12 protein-coding genes are annotated in these 14388 nt (G+C 50.2%); 2 read left to right on the top strand and 10 right to left on the bottom strand.

The window, feature by feature from the left end; translation table 11 throughout:
* Nucleotides 1–43 precede the first annotated feature (43 nt).
* The 4 genes from ACO6UY_RS09775 to ACO6UY_RS09760 all read right to left on the bottom strand — a co-directional run bounded on the left by ACO6UY_RS09775 (nucleotide 44) and on the right by ACO6UY_RS09760 (nucleotide 5819).
* Nucleotides 44–1183: a hypothetical protein gene (locus ACO6UY_RS09775; RefSeq protein ID WP_422489753.1), complete on the bottom strand. Its 1140-nt coding sequence runs from the start codon at nucleotides 1181–1183 to the stop codon at nucleotides 44–46.
* Nucleotides 1184–1293: 110 nt separating this feature from the next.
* Nucleotides 1294–2439: a hypothetical protein gene (locus ACO6UY_RS09770; RefSeq protein WP_422465811.1), complete on the bottom strand. Its 1146-nt coding sequence runs from the start codon at nucleotides 2437–2439 to the stop codon at nucleotides 1294–1296.
* A gap of 340 nt (nucleotides 2440–2779) precedes the next feature.
* On the bottom strand, nucleotides 2780–4558 hold the full coding sequence (locus ACO6UY_RS09765; protein ID WP_422449914.1) for an acyl-CoA dehydrogenase C-terminal domain-containing protein: 1779 nt from the start codon (nucleotides 4556–4558) through the stop codon (nucleotides 2780–2782).
* A 328-nt stretch (nucleotides 4559–4886) separates the two neighbouring features.
* Nucleotides 4887–5819: a DUF3943 domain-containing protein gene (locus ACO6UY_RS09760; protein WP_422449913.1), complete on the bottom strand. Its 933-nt coding sequence runs from the start codon at nucleotides 5817–5819 to the stop codon at nucleotides 4887–4889.
* A gap of 517 nt (nucleotides 5820–6336) precedes the next feature.
* Here ACO6UY_RS09760 and ACO6UY_RS09755 point away from each other — a divergent pair.
* Complete coding sequence (locus ACO6UY_RS09755; RefSeq protein WP_422449912.1) at nucleotides 6337–6594, top strand: hypothetical protein; 258 nt, start codon at nucleotides 6337–6339, stop codon at nucleotides 6592–6594.
* Between the two features lie 91 nt (nucleotides 6595–6685).
* On the opposite strand, the gene ACO6UY_RS09750 is transcribed toward ACO6UY_RS09755, so the two are convergent.
* The 6 genes from ACO6UY_RS09750 to bioB all read right to left on the bottom strand — a co-directional run bounded on the left by ACO6UY_RS09750 (nucleotide 6686) and on the right by bioB (nucleotide 13332).
* Nucleotides 6686–8476, bottom strand: coding sequence for an acyl-CoA dehydrogenase C-terminal domain-containing protein (locus ACO6UY_RS09750; RefSeq protein ID WP_422449911.1), 1791 nt, complete (start codon nucleotides 8474–8476; stop codon nucleotides 6686–6688).
* Nucleotides 8477–8613: 137 nt separating this feature from the next.
* Nucleotides 8614–9294, bottom strand: a complete 681-nt coding sequence (bioD, locus tag ACO6UY_RS09745; protein WP_422489751.1) for a dethiobiotin synthase — start codon at nucleotides 9292–9294, stop codon at nucleotides 8614–8616.
* A gap of 3 nt (nucleotides 9295–9297) precedes the next feature.
* Nucleotides 9298–10209 carry a malonyl-ACP O-methyltransferase BioC gene (bioC, locus tag ACO6UY_RS09740; protein ID WP_422489749.1) on the bottom strand — a complete coding sequence of 304 codons (912 nt, stop codon included), beginning with the start codon at nucleotides 10207–10209 and terminating at the stop codon, nucleotides 9298–9300.
* The gene (locus tag ACO6UY_RS09735; RefSeq protein WP_422489747.1) at nucleotides 10206–10976 is read right to left on the bottom strand and encodes an alpha/beta fold hydrolase; all 771 of its coding nucleotides are present in this window, start codon (nucleotides 10974–10976) and stop codon (nucleotides 10206–10208) included. The genes bioC and ACO6UY_RS09735 overlap by 4 nt, the downstream gene beginning before the upstream one ends.
* Nucleotides 10976–12199: an 8-amino-7-oxononanoate synthase gene (gene bioF, locus ACO6UY_RS09730; RefSeq protein ID WP_422489746.1), complete on the bottom strand. Its 1224-nt coding sequence runs from the start codon at nucleotides 12197–12199 to the stop codon at nucleotides 10976–10978. Before bioF ends, ACO6UY_RS09735 begins: the two co-directional genes overlap by 1 nt.
* Nucleotides 12199–13332, bottom strand: coding sequence for a biotin synthase BioB (gene bioB / locus ACO6UY_RS09725; protein WP_422489745.1), 1134 nt, complete (start codon nucleotides 13330–13332; stop codon nucleotides 12199–12201). The genes bioF and bioB overlap by 1 nt, the downstream gene beginning before the upstream one ends.
* Before the next feature lie 454 nt (nucleotides 13333–13786).
* Between bioB and ACO6UY_RS09720 the strand changes: the two genes are divergently transcribed.
* On the top strand, nucleotides 13787–14242 hold the full coding sequence (locus ACO6UY_RS09720; RefSeq protein ID WP_422460664.1) for a ComF family protein: 456 nt from the start codon (nucleotides 13787–13789) through the stop codon (nucleotides 14240–14242).
* Nucleotides 14243–14388 lie beyond the last annotated feature (146 nt).

The raw sequence follows: 14388 nt of genomic DNA, 5'->3' as shown, positions 1-14388 counted from the left end.
GAAAGTTGAGGGTTCTCTTGTGTTTTCAGAAATTATGAGTATGTCAGTTTTCTGGTTGTGGCAGCTGACGTGTATTCATCGGGAGTAGCTGGTAGCCGAGGGACTGACCGGAATATCTTAATAAAGTGACAAACCCCTCCAGCTCTTCCAAACCCCATTTCTGTGGTGGTAATGGCGAAATCAGGTGATGATAGGCAGCCATAAATTCGGAAGCAAAGCGAAGATCAAGGACGGCCTCAAAAAGCATGTGATGCCAATAATTTTCAGCATCCGACCCCGGGCTTATTGCCATTGTGTCCATCATTGCTGAATCGATCATTTCCAGGGCTTCCAGGTGCAACCTGCAGTCTGCCACTGACATTCTTACCGATCGATCAACCATTACTGAGAGTCTTTCCAGATAATTCTGCGTGACAGCAAGCTTGTGTTTTCCCTGACGTTCAACAATCATCCTGGCAATGCGGGCAAACTCTTCCAGCTCTGACCGCACGGCAGCACTCTGATTTCTCACCTGGTGTTCGGAGCTGCCATTTTTGCGGAGCTGGTCAGTCAGGTATTTTTTAAAACCTTGATCCAACTCACTGGACACAATGGTTGCACCAACATTATGCAACAACTCCTGCATTGGCGGTGTGAATTGAGGAAAAAGCTGTTTGATTTTGCCAGTAAGCTGTTCATAAAAGCGATCAGCTCCGCCGCTGCTGCGGATGGTAAAACAGGTTTTCAGTTGTTTCACCAGCTCTGTTTTTTGTTGTTCAACATAAGATGAAAAGCTGGAGGCTATCCTTTTTTTCAGGTCATCCATGGTTTTCATTTCTTCAGTGAAGAAATCGCATTCATTGATAAGTTTATATAATTCGCCTATTTCCTTGAGAGACTCTTCAGTTGGGGGGCCATCTAATAATGGTTTGATCTTTTCCAGGTAGATGAAAAACTCGGGAGAGGCTTTCTTCCCCGTTTCCACACAACCTCTGATACCATCTCTGACAATGGCGAGGTTATACTCTGATACGCTTCGCTGTAATGGTTCAGTGCCGGGTGGCGCATAACTGGCTGGTAAACCGGGAGAATCAGCATGGACCCTGACATCACGCCCCGCTCTGACCCCGGATGTTTCAGCACGCTCAGACGATTCTGTTCTTTGATCGCCTCTACGCGCAGCAGCACTGCCATGCAAATACACAGGATTATCCTCACTATTTATGTTCCAGGAGGCTTAGTCCAAGAATACCGTTAGATAACATAGACGGGAATAAGTTCAATCAGCCCGAATGACTCTGTTGATCAAATAGCCTAATTAGCACATAAGCCTTTCCAAAGGCCATTAATGGGATCGTAGCCGCAGTCATTTCCCTGAATGTCTTTCTTTAATATTTCAAATTTAACGATGGGATCAAAATCAAGTGCCTTAACGTAATCGTAATGTTCATCTAAATTGGTAAACCAACGCAGTTGTCCTCGCTCCGGATACTTGCTTCCTCTTCCCTGGGCAAAATACCATTGCTGAGGACCAGCACCGGGCAGACAGTGTTCCAATGTCAGTTTTCCCGCTGACCAGCTTAAGCAGAACTGCTCCCCGGCCTGTTTGTTAAACAGTTTTTTAGACACCAGGTCATAGCGCCAGACCTGATGACTGATGGATTGACAGGCAGTTACCTGAACCTTTGCCCCACCAAAACAGTCGTACTGCCCAACACTGTCCATATGACATTGTGTAACCGCAAGACAATGATTATTGCTGAAATCACCAAGCCGCAACTCTTCAGTCAGCTTTGTTGGCTTTGCCTGCCATGGCCAGTGGCCTGACCAGTGCCAGGACTGAACTTCCTGTTGTTTCAGTGCCTCTTCACCAACTTCAAATCCTGCACACTCAACCCTGCCGGTAAAAGGACTCAGATAGCATTGATCATCTCCCGTTTCAGAGTCGCTAAAGTGGAACGAGACCGGTGAAATATCCGTATCACTTTGCAAGAGTGCTACAAACGCAAGAGGGTCAAAATAATCAGCCCGGCTGTAAAGATGGTCCTGTTGATTAAAAAACCATAGCTGTTGCAAACTTGCTGGTTGGCAAACATCCATGGCCAGATGTTTCGACAACCGGGTCAAACATAGATCAGCACTTCGTTCCAATGAGTGAATTCGTTTCTTTTGGAAGTCAAACTTCCACCTCTGCTCCGGTTTTTTTTCATCACAGACCCCGAACGTTATCCTGTTGCTATTCACACAGTCATCCGTCAGCCGGATTTCTTCAGAGCTGCAACCTTCCTGCTCGTCCATTACCACCAGACACTGGCCTGTATCTTTTTGTTTTAACAGAAAGTTACTGGCATAAATCGGAGGTTTAACATCATCCATTCCATAGGCATTATTGCCGGGGGTCATGATCAATAGATAGACACATATCGGGTATAAAGACCTGTAGGCTGAGCTGAGAGTCATGTGTATCCCCAAAATTTATTTCAATAAAAATTACGCGAACCATTAAGTAGTTGGCCAAATGGAATCGTATATTTCTGGCTAAGTGGGCAGTTGCTATGCAAGGCGCAACGTAGGGAGCATAGCCGTAGCTATGTGACCGGAGTTGCAACGCCGCAGAGTGACTGACAACTTAGTCAGAAATATATGATTTCATTTGGTTAACTACTTAATAACCCATACAACAGAACATCTGGATTTCTCTATTTTTATTGGCCGTAATCCTGAAAAATAAAGACCAAAAAACCAGAAAACCCCGCAAAGCGAGGTTTTCTGGTTTCAACTGGAATGATTTTGCTTGCTATTAGAATTGACCAGGAGATAAGGCAAATAGTTCCTCAGTTCCCGCAAGAGCGGCGGCCGCTGAACTTTCAAAGCGAGGCAGTAAACGCTTGAAATAATACCGGGCAGTCAGCTGCTTGGCTTCCAGCCAGGATTGGTCTTCACTGCCTTCAGCAAGCTGGCTCGCTGCTGTTTTCGCCATTAATGACCACATCCAGCCATAGGCAACGTAGGCAAAAGCATTCAGGTAATCAACACAGGCAGAATTAATGACATTGGGGTCATTTTTCGACTGCGCCAGAAGTTTGCGCGTCAGCTCCTCAAGCTTATCAACCGCAGCCAGCAGCTCTTCAGCAAATTCATCATTAGCGTCCACTGAGCCCCGAACTTCACTCAGGAATGTTTCCAGGTAGGCTCCACCGCTCAGGGCAATTTTACGTCCGAGCAGATCCAGCGCCTGAATACCGTTGGTTCCTTCGTAAATCTGGGTGATGCGCACATCCCTGACCAGTTGTTCCTGGCCCCACTCACGAATAAAGCCATGACCACCAAACACCTGCTGACCGGCAACACAGCTTTCCAGCCCTGCATCGGTTAAAAAGGCTTTCACAACGGGAGTTAACAACGCCACCAGGGCAGAAGCCTTCTCTTTTTCATGGTCATCCTGACTGAACTTGGCAATATCCAGTTGTTTGGCCACATAGGTGGAGAAAGCCCGGCCGCCTTCATTCATGGCTTTCATATTCAATAGCATTCGCCGGATATCCCCATGGACCATTAATGGGTCCGCCGCTTTATCTTTTTGCACAGCGCCACTGGCGGAACGTCCCTGGATGCGATCCTGAGCATATTCGAGTGCGTTCTGGTAGGACATCTCACTGCTGCCAAGCCCCTGAATCCCCACAAACAGGCGCTCGTAGTTCATCATGGTGAACATGGCATTCAGGCCTTTATTCAGTTCTCCCACCAGATAGCCTTTGGCCCCATCAAAATTCATGACACAGGTGGCGGAGCCGTTAATGCCCATCTTGTGCTCAATGGAACCACAGGCAAGGGCATTTCTTTCACCCAGAGATCCGTCCTCATTCACCAATACCTTAGGTACCAGAAACAATGAGATGCCTTTAGGCCCGGGAGGTGCATCGGGAAGCTTGGCCAGCACCAGGTGGATAATATTCTCAGTAAGATCATGCTCCCCGCCGGTAATAAAGATTTTGGTACCGGTGATGGCGTAGCTGCCATCGCCATTGTCTTCCGCTTTGGTGCGGATGATACCAAGATCGGTGCCCGCATGGGGTTCCGTCAGACACATGGTGCCCGCCCACTCACCGGAATACATTTGCGGCAGGTACGCTTCTTTTAACGCATCGGAGGCGTGGGCATCAATGGCCAGACAGGCCCCGGCCCCCAGGCTCGGGTAGAGAGTGAATGCCAGGCTGGCACTGCAGACCATTTCATCAAACTGGGCAGCCAGTACCTTGGGCATACCCATACCACCATAAACGGGATTACCACCCAGCCCGCTCCAACCGCCTTCAGCGAACAGTTTATAGGCTTCTTTATAACCTTCCGGTGTGGTCACCTGACCGCTGTCCCATTGACACCCTTCTTCATCTCCCGGGCGGTTCAAAGGGGCAATGGTGCGAGAAGCCAGTTTGGCGGCTTCTTCCAGAATCGCATCTGCAGTTTCCTGATCCACCGTTTCACTGACAGCAGGCCACTGAGCCCACTGCTCAGCTACGTTGAATACGTCGTACATTACGAACCGCATGTCGCGAAGGGGGGCTTTGTACTCGGCCATTACTCTCCACTCCTGGAATTTTTTTCTTACTATTGGAATACAGCCATTATGCCTTTGAGTTATACGCAAAAGGACACAAAGTGGCTCATAGCTGTTTTACCGGCAACCTGTCAGGTTTAAGCGTCCATAATGGTATTGGTAATAAAAATGTCTGCATCTGAAGAGCATAGCGGGGTTACTTGACGAAGAAGCGGGAGTCCCATTTATCGCAACCACACCAAAGCAGCTTTCAGTCACACAGGCTGTTGAGTTCCGTGACGCCATGTTACCTGAAGAGTCCCTGTTTTTCAGCAAAAAGACTGTGCTTCTTTGTGTTTCGCTGTCGTATTTAGAAATTAAAGAAAACCTCCACGCCGATGTAGCGATGATCAACGTCGAGTGACGTTTTCCGGTAAGGGGAAAAACTGGCAGCCGGGGGCATAACGCTCAATCGAATGGACAAATTTTGTATTGTCCCCTCACCACTGTCACCACCGACCCACTCACTGAATTTGCCAACCGGGTCCAGCAGAAACAGTGCGGTAGAACCTAGCATCCTGGAGCCCATCACCTCACTGTCATTGTCCAGAATTTTCTGTTTTTTCTGATAAGCCCACTCCCCGTACAGCCACCCGCCGAGAGGAGTCACAATGATATCTTGAATGGATGGCGGCTCACACATCGCTTCAATGCCGTATTCATACAGGAAAGTGGACATCAAAAATGAATAAACAAACGAGTTCCACTGGTTATAGCCCGATGACCGGGCCATAACGTAGTACACACCACCAAAATAAGGATGCCCGATATAATTGATGTACCATTTATCGGTGTCCCATACAGGCCCTGACCTGACATTGCTCCACCACTTTTTGATGGGCCTGATTTCCGATTTATCCCAATTGGAAACACTTTCTGGTAACAGAGCGATCACTCCAAGAACCCCCAGCGCCAAGCCAAACGTCACTTTGGTTTGGTACCAAAGTCTAGCCTGATTCTCTGCCGGTTTTTTATCAAATAGCGTGATGTCCCAACTCTGGTCTTTATCTTTTAAAAACCAGCGCCAGTCGTCAGAAGGCAATGGCGATTGCTGCACAAATGATGGTGGATGTTGGCTAAAGACTTCTGCCTGGCGGGTCAGATCATGATGCACAGCAGCCAGTGAAGGCCCTTGAGCAGGGTTGAAATCATCTGAGAAAACAGGCGGCAATAATCCCGATAACATAAAAAAGAAGGCAAGAAGAATTAACAGGCTTTTTATCGTTTGGGTATTCTTCTTCATGATGCGACATCAACACAGCGTGATTGCTGAATTCAGCTCCAAGGTCTTATAAGTAGTTAACCAAATGAAATCATATATTTCTGACTAAGTTGTCAGTCACTCTGCGGCGTTGCAACTCCGGTCACATAGCTACGGCTATGCTCCCTACGTTGCGCCTTGCATAGCAACTGCCCACTTAGCCAGAAATATACGATTCCATTTGGCCAACTACATAAAAGCAAATCAAATTTTATAGACCATATTTTTATAGCTGGCAAAACAGTCAATGCTGCTAAAGACTGAGTTCAAACGCACCAAAAGAGTGAAACAAGCAAGAAAAATCCTTTTTCACTGAGATCTTCATGAACATCCATCATAAATAAGTGCCAATTGCCGATAAAGTAAGCTAACTTAATTTAACCGTTTTCTTTTTGTTTGATCATTTTATCGGATCAAACAGTGTTGATTCGATTGCTCGGTTCCGGAAGATAAGCTGTCCTGCAGTTCCGATATTGTTGACCAGATACTCAGGCATCTTATGCGATATCTTCTCGTCTTGATCACTGCAATCCTGCAGATTTTTTTTTCCACCCTGTTTAACCAGTTAGCCAGCAAATTGCTCAGACCTCGTGGTCGAATCATCTCCAGAAAAGAGCGCATCAAGCGCAGCTGGGTCAGAACGATCTGGTTGGTAGCAGGCACTCTCATGCTATTTAATCCGGCACTCCCGGTGATTATGATTATTGCCTTACCCACTACTTTTCTGAGCTTTATGATTCTTGATGAAATGCGGTAATAATCTGCAAAAAAAAGGCTACCAACCGGTAGCCTCTCTGTTTATTGTTTTGCTTATGGCTGATTCACTTTCAGCCCGTCAGACCAGCGAATTAAACGTCGCCAAAATCATCCGCTTCCATGGCCATCAGGTTGTCGGCACCAGACTCAATGCACGCCTTGTGCATCTGGGCTCTTGGTAACAGACGCTGGAAGTAGAACTGTGCAGTCTGGATTTTAGCCTTATAGAACCCTTCTTCAGTGGTACCATTCGCCAGGGCTTCTTTTGCCGTCAGTGCCATCCGGGCCCAGAAGTAAGCAAGGCAGGCATAACCGGAGTACATCAGGTAGTCAACCGAGGCGGCACCAACTTCCTCCCGGTTCTGCATGGCCTTCATACCAATCTGCATGGTCAGATCGCCCCACTCCTTATTCATGGCAGCCAGCGGCTTGATAAACTCCTGGAGTTCTTCATTGTCTGCCTGAGCCTGACAGAACTTATGAACCAGCTTGGTGAAGGGCTTCATGGTGGCACCCTGAGTCATCAGGACTTTACGACCCAGCAGGTCCAGCGCCTGAATACCCGTGGTTCCCTCATAGAGCATGGAGATACGGCAGTCACGAACATTCTGCTCCATCCCCCACTCACTGATAAAGCCATGACCACCGTAACATTGCAGGCCGTGGTTAGCGGCTTCAAACCCTGTCTCGGTCATGAACGCCTTAACAATAGGCGTCAGGAAGCTCATTTCCAGGTCAGCCTGTTTCCGGACTTCTTCATCAGGACTCTTCACCAGGTCGGCCATTTGTGCCACGTAGTAAACCAGTGCCCGGTTGCCTTCCGTCAGTGCCTTGATGGTCAACAGCATACGGCGAACATCCGGGTGAACAATGATCGGGTCGGCAGGACCATCAGGGTTCTTCGGGCCGGAAAGAGAACGCATCTGCAGACGGTCACGGGCATATCGAACAGCCCCCTGATAAGCGATTTCTGCATGGGCAAGACCCTGAATACCGGTGCCCAGACGGGCAGAGTTCATAAAGGTGAACATATAGTTCAAACCTTTATTGGGCTCACCAATCAGATAACCGGTGGCTTCGTCAAAGTTCATCACACAGGTGGCGTTACCATGGATACCCATCTTATGCTCGATGGAACCACAGCTGACACCATTTGTTTCACCCGGAGCATCCGGGCGATGACGGGGAATAATAAACAGGGAGATACCTTTGGTGCCTTCAGGTGCCCCCGGCAGACGGGCAATAACGATATGAACAATATTCTCTGCCATATCGTGTTCCCCGGAAGAGATAAAGATTTTGGTGCCGGTAATACGATAAGTGCCGTCTTCCTGGGGTACGGCCTTGGTTTTCAGCATACCCAGATCAGTACCGCAGTGAGGCTCAGTCAGGCACATCGTACCGGTCCACTCACCGGAAATCAGGCGGGTAAGGTACGTTTCTTTCTGCTCTTGGGTACCATGGGCTTCCAGAGTATTCATTGCGCCATGGCTCAGCCCGGGATACATTCCCCAGGACCAGTTGGATTCCCCCATCATTTCACTGAGCACCAGGCCCAGCGAAGCAGGGAGACCCTGACCACCATGCTCAGCATCGCTGGACAGCGATGGCCAGCCACCTTCAACAAACTGTTGATAGGCGTCTTTAAATCCGGTGGGGGTTTTAACGCCTTCTGGTGTCCAGGTACAACCTTCTTCATCACCCACACGATTCAGCGGTGAAAGTACCTGTTCACAGAATTTGGCACCTTCCTCCAGGATGGCGTCCACCATATCCGGAGTGGCATCCTGACCTTGAGGGAGGTTTGCGTAATGTTCCTCGTAGCCCAGAACTTCATTACGGACAAAGCGGATATCTCGCAGGGGGGCTTTATATTCTGGCATGATGCATCCTCGATATTCTTTTACTTATGGATAAAGATGAGTATAGCACGATTCAAACAACTGTTTGAAACTTACGTTTAGACAGAATAAATGTCAATACATGCCAGCAAAAGTTATTACGGGTGAATTCAAGTCAATCAAGCCAATGGTGAAATATCCAGATACCCGGCGACCTGACTGGCACTGGCCTCCTCAAGAAAGGGCACCACACCAAGACAGGGTGCTGGAATCAGGCTTTTCAGGGTGTCCAGATTGTCATCATAACGGCTCATATCAGGATCCACCTGATTTGCCACCCAGCCTGCCAGCCTGACACCATCACGGACAATGGCTTCAACGGTAAGCAAGGCATGGCTGATACAACCCAGTTTCATGCCAACCACCAGAATAGCAGGAGTATTCAACGCTTTTGCCAGTCCGCTGATCATCTCCCGTGAGTTCAGGGGAACCCGCCAGCCACCAGCGCCTTCGATAAGAGCCAGATCATTTTTTTGCATCAAGGCTCCGCGGCTGTAGCCCACAAGTCGATCCAGGGTCATACGCACACCGGCTTCCTGTGCCGCAATATGGGGGGCAATGGCAGGTGCCAGAGCCAGGGGGTTTATCTGTTCGTAAGGTAGAACAAGCGTCATGGCTTCCATCAATGCCAATGCATCGTCATTTCTCAGGCCGTTTTCAGTGTGCTGACATCCTGCAGACACCGGTTTTAAGGCCAGCGTCGTTAACCCTGTTAAGCGCGCTGCCTCAAGCAGTCCACAGGTGACGACGGTTTTCCCGGCATCCGTATCCGTACCGGTGACAAAATAAGTTTTTCCCATTTTCTACTCTTCACACACTGGCTTCTGCAAGACGCCGTAAAGGACCTGATAGGTCAAAGGCAATCCTTCAGGCTGTCGTATTTGTTCATAAGCCTGTTGCAAGGCTTCAAGCTTCCGTCGGGTCACCAGGCCACCTTTATCCGCCAATACGGTGTTTACCCCCAGAGCCTTTAAACTGCGCAACAGGGAGATCACATCGGGATAGAACAGTGTTTCAGGCTTCAGTGAGAACGCCTGGCAAACCAGATCACTGGCGTTCATACGCTGTTTCTGAGTATCAAAACTGTCAAAGCGGTTAACCCGATTATTTTCCCCCACCAGACACCATGCATTATCCAGCTCTGCCAAGCTGCCTTCAGCCAGGGTAGAAAAGACAAAAGTCCCACCAGGCTTCAGTACTCTGCTCACCTCACCAAGCACCTGCTCGAAGTCGCACCATTGAATAGCCAGGCTGGAATAGATCAGATCCACAGCACCGGACTGCAAGGGCATGGACTCAATATCACCAGAGCACCAGTCAACCCGGGGATGGCTGGTATTGTGCCGGGCAAATTGCAGCATCCCCATGGCCAGGTCCATACCGATGACCACGGCATTATCATATCGTTCAGCCAGCGTCAGTGTGTGCAAACCGGTTCCGGTACCCAGGTCAAGAATACGGTGGGAGTGTAACGCTTTTGAGCGTGGCTGCTCTGAGCTGAGTCGGGCCGGTAAGCCCTGCATCGTCCGGGCAGCGACCCGTTTCTGTAATATGGCCGCCTGATCATAACTGTCAGCAGCCCGACTGAAGTTTTCAGCGATACGCTGCTTTACCCGAGCGTTTGCCCGGTCTGTTGTCACGCTAATGGCAGAGGAGGCAGGCCGAAGACCTGCCAAGCCACCGGCAACTTCATTATGGACAGGGATCGAACTCATGTTCCGACATCCCCGCTGGACAGCCGCCGCACCTCACTGATAACCGGCTCGGGATCATCCATAAAGAAACAATGCCCTCCATCAAGCACCTGAACCCGATGCTTCGCAAACGCCTGCTCAATGGCATCAGCTGCCTCCACCGGAACAAGGGCATCGTCTTTACCAAACAGATGAGTCACCGGGCAGCGAATATCACCAAATACGGAACGAAGATCACTCTTGCCCAGTATGCCCAGCAGGCTTAGCAGGGTGCTGTCTTCGGCCTGATGATCAAGGTCAGCATCAGACAGTAGTGCCTGCAGGGCTTTCGATAGCTCTTTCCGCCGAGGACTGCCAGAACTGCACAGCAGAACAAACTGCTGCAACGTCTTGTCACGGGACCGGGACATGCCTTGATAGAAACTGGCAAACAGCGTCGGATCCATTGCCTGCTGCCAGCTGTCATTCTGCACAAAACAGGCATTCGCCCCCAGGTTAACGACAGCGGCCACATTATCCGGATACCGGCTGGCATACAGCGTTGCCAGCATTCCGCCAAGCGACCATCCCACCAGCACTGCTGGCTTCTCAAACAGCTGGTGATCCAGATACGTCAGCAATGAGTTCCAGTCATGGCTGGTTTTGTACGCTTGTGACTCACGCACCAAACCTGGCAACTCGACAATGGAAACCCGGCGATGGTCAACATCCAGGGCGTCCGCCAGTGACGCCATGGCACCGGCTGGCATGGCCCAGCCACTGATTAAAACGATCGGGTAGTTACTCATCAGGACAACACTCCTGTCATCGATAAAGATGCGGTGGCAGGTTGATCAGAAACGTCTGCAACACCTGTCGACTGTGCAGCCATTTTAAGGGCATCCAACAGGCGATCAACATGATGTAACTCATGGGATGCACTGAAGGTAATACGTAATCGGGAAGATCCTTCAGGTACCGTCGGAGGACGGATTGCCGTGACCAGTATCCCCTGCTCAGACAACCGGCAGCTTATGGCCATCGCCCGTCTTGTACAACCAACCAGCAACGGTTGTATCGGTGTTGATGACGGCATCAGAGGCAACCTCAGCTGCTCACAACCGGATCTGAAATAGTGAACCAGTGTCTGCAAATGCTCCCTGCGCCACTGTTGTTCCCGGAGCAGCTTCAGGCTGGTCAGGGTCGCCGACGCGACCGCCGGTGGCATGGACGTGGTATAGATATAAGTCCGGGCAAATTGAATAAGCGTCTCAATCAAAGCGTGACTGCCAGCTACAAATGCACCATAAGTTCCAAACGCTTTGCCCAATGTCCCCACCAGCACGGGCAGATGTTTCTGGTCCAAGCCATAGGCTTCGGCAACCCCACCGCCAGTGGCTCCCAGGAAACCAAAACCGTGGGCATCGTCCACCATCAGCCAGGCCTGGTGCTGCTCAGCAAGTTCCGACAGCGCCTTTACCGGCGCAACATCGCCATCCATGCTGAACACGCCATCCGTTACGATCAATTTGCGTCGGGCACGGGTTTTCTGAAGTCGGTTAGTGAGGTTATCCACATCATTATGCAGGTAACGCTGGAACCGGGCACCAGACAACCGTCCGGCATCCAGTAATGAGGCATGGTTCAGGCGATCCTGAAACACCGCATCCTGCTTACCCAGCAAGGCACTGATCACGCCCAGGTTGGCCATATAGCCATTGGCAAACAGCAGCACACGCTCTCTGCCGGTAAATTCCGCAAGTGCTTCTTCCAGCTGATGATGTGCCCGGCTGTGCCCCACCACCAGATGGGAAGCACCGCCACCCAGCCCATAGTGATCCGTTGCCTGTCGAAAGCTTGCGATAACATCGGGATGGTTTGCCAGGCCGAGGTAATCATTGCTGCAGAAGGCAAGACAGTGCTGGCCATTGATAATGACCTCAGGCCCCTGGGGCGAGTCCAGGGTTTGACGACGGCGATAGAGGCCAGCAGCATGGCGGGCCTCAAGCTCCTGTTCCAGATTGAAGCTCATCAGCCATGACCAGCCATGTTTCGATCTGACTGGCTGGCCATCGCATCATAGTAATGGTCATTGCTTTTTTCAGCGTCGTACATTGCTTTGATCGGGCACTGCTCAGGAGGCTGTACTGCTGATTGCTCACCCCAATCATGCCCTTTATTGATGCCGAGCTTGGCAAACAGCTGCCGGTCCTTATTCGCCTCAGGGTTCGCGGTGGTCAGCAGTTTATCGCCAAGGAAAATTGAGTTGGCTCCCGCCAGAAAGGCCAGCGCCTGAAGCTCATCGCTCATTTGCTCACGCCCGGCCGACAGACGGACGTTGGACGCTGGCATCATAATTTTGGCCATGGCGATAGTACGGACAAAATCAATACCATCCACCGCCTCAGCGTCTGCCAATGGTGTGCCAGCGACTTTCACCAGCATATTGATGGGCACACTCTCCGGATGCTTCGGCATATTGGCCAGCTGAACCAGCATCCCGGCACGATCGCGCTCGTTTTCACCCAGGCCCACAATGCCACCACTGCAGACATTCATCCCCGCCTCCCGGACAAACGCCAGAGTGTTCAGCCGGTCAGCATAAGTTCGGGTGGTAATGATGTTGCCATAGAACTCTGGCGAGGTATCCAGATTGTGGTTGTAGTAATCCAGTCCTGCCCCGGCCAGCTCTGTGGCCTGTTCCTCACTCAGCATGCCCAGGGTCATGCAGGACTCAAGACCCAGTGCTTTCACCCCCTTAATCATTTCAATAATGTAAGGCATGTCCCTGGCGGGAGGATTTTTCCAGGCCGCCCCCATGCAGAAGCGGGTAGCACCGGAAGCCTTGGCGCTTCTGGCCTCCTCCAGTACCTTCTGCACCTCCATCAATTTTTCTTTTTCCAGACCGGTATTGTAGTGACCACTCTGGGGGCAATACTTGCAGTCCTCCGGACAGGCACCCGTCTTGATCGACAGTAATGTGCTAACTTGCACCTGGTTTGGATCAAAATGTTCTCTGTGAGCCAGCTGGGCCTGAAAGATCAGATCATTGAACGGCTGTTGGAAAAGTGCCTCTACTTCTGACAGCGTCCAGTCATGACGAACGACACTGTGGCCAAAAGAGCTGGAGGAATTTTCTGCTGGAGCTGAACTGGTATTGGACATGACATCCTCTGGGGGAGGGAACACCGATCACAGAAGGGAAGAAAACCTTTGCTAACGGAGACCTGAGATTTATTCATTGTTTGAGTTAACAACCATGAAAATGAAATTACCAATCACTAGAACGACATTTTCACAATAAAGATGCAAAAGATGATAACGGAATTACTGCCACCGTCAATCTATGAAATTATTTAAGGTTTACAACTGGTCTAATTTTAAACAACAAGTACAGATCAAATGCATTCTTTGCCGGGGCCATACCACACTTGCCCAACCGCTTTGCCGATTATGCCTGGCAACATGCCCGGTTCCATTGTGCTTTTGCTCATGCTGCGGCTTGCCCATTCAAGACAGTGACACGGGCATTTGTGGCCAGTGCCTGAAGCAACCGCCCTTATTTGACCACTGTCTTTCACCATTTCTGTACCAGTTTCCCGTCAACCGGATATTACAAATGGTGAAATACCAGTCCAGGCTGGAACTGATAAAGCCAATGGCCGCATCACTGGCTGAATGGTTGCTGGACTATTACCTTGATGATCAGTGGCCGGAAATCATATTGCCGGTACCACTGCACCGCAAACGGTTGCGGGAAAGAGGTTATGACCAGACGCTCCTGCTGACCAAAGCCCTGAAGAAGCTGCTCAGTGTCAGAGAGCTGGACATTGAACAACAGTTGATCAAAAGAACCATCCACTCAGTGCCGCAGCAAAGCCTGGATGCCACCGCCCGACAAAAAAACATTCGCAACGCATTCACTTTAAACGGCACACCGCCGTGGCACCACGTTGCCCTAGTGGACGATGTGGTAACCACGGGTGCCACCGTCAATGAAATCACCCGACTATTGAAAAAAAGTGGTGTTAAACGCGTGGATATATGGAGTGTTGCCAGAACACCGGAGAGCTGATGATTATTGAAGCTGCTCCCGGACAGCCTCCAGGAACTGCATTCAGGGTAATTATCCACATTAATTTCAAAGCAGAATTCCACCCGGCGTCAGTGGCCAGTCTTTACTATTGGTTATAGAATCCCCTCCACAGAACTCAGACTCCT

The sequence above is a fragment of the Endozoicomonas sp. ALE010 genome (genome assembly GCF_049310165.1).
In the GTDB taxonomy this organism is placed as follows: domain Bacteria; phylum Pseudomonadota; class Gammaproteobacteria; order Pseudomonadales; family Endozoicomonadaceae; genus Endozoicomonas.
Note: the sequence above shows the minus strand (reverse complement) of the source record. Positions and strands in the feature narration are given on the sequence as shown.

Excerpts from the sequence above, each read along its gene's own strand:
- ACO6UY_RS09770 (WP_422465811.1), bottom strand. The coding sequence starts at position 2,439 with ATGACTCTCAGCTCAGCCTACAGGTCTTTATACCCGATATGTGTCTAT.
- ACO6UY_RS09765 (WP_422449914.1), bottom strand. The coding sequence starts at position 4,558 with ATGGCCGAGTACAAAGCCCCCCTTCGCGACATGCGGTTCGTAATGTAC.
- ACO6UY_RS09760 (WP_422449913.1), bottom strand. The coding sequence starts at position 5,819 with ATGAAGAAGAATACCCAAACGATAAAAAGCCTGTTAATTCTTCTTGCC.
- ACO6UY_RS09755 (WP_422449912.1), top strand. The coding sequence starts at position 6,337 with ATGCGATATCTTCTCGTCTTGATCACTGCAATCCTGCAGATTTTTTTT.
- ACO6UY_RS09750 (WP_422449911.1), bottom strand. The coding sequence starts at position 8,476 with ATGCCAGAATATAAAGCCCCCCTGCGAGATATCCGCTTTGTCCGTAAT.
- bioD (WP_422489751.1), bottom strand. The coding sequence starts at position 9,294 with ATGGGAAAAACTTATTTTGTCACCGGTACGGATACGGATGCCGGGAAA.
- bioC (WP_422489749.1), bottom strand. The coding sequence starts at position 10,209 with ATGAGTTCGATCCCTGTCCATAATGAAGTTGCCGGTGGCTTGGCAGGT.
- ACO6UY_RS09735 (WP_422489747.1), bottom strand. The coding sequence starts at position 10,976 with ATGAGTAACTACCCGATCGTTTTAATCAGTGGCTGGGCCATGCCAGCC.
- bioF (WP_422489746.1), bottom strand. The coding sequence starts at position 12,199 with ATGAGCTTCAATCTGGAACAGGAGCTTGAGGCCCGCCATGCTGCTGGC.
- bioB (WP_422489745.1), bottom strand. The coding sequence starts at position 13,332 with ATGTCCAATACCAGTTCAGCTCCAGCAGAAAATTCCTCCAGCTCTTTT.
- ACO6UY_RS09720 (WP_422460664.1), top strand. The coding sequence starts at position 13,787 with ATGGTGAAATACCAGTCCAGGCTGGAACTGATAAAGCCAATGGCCGCA.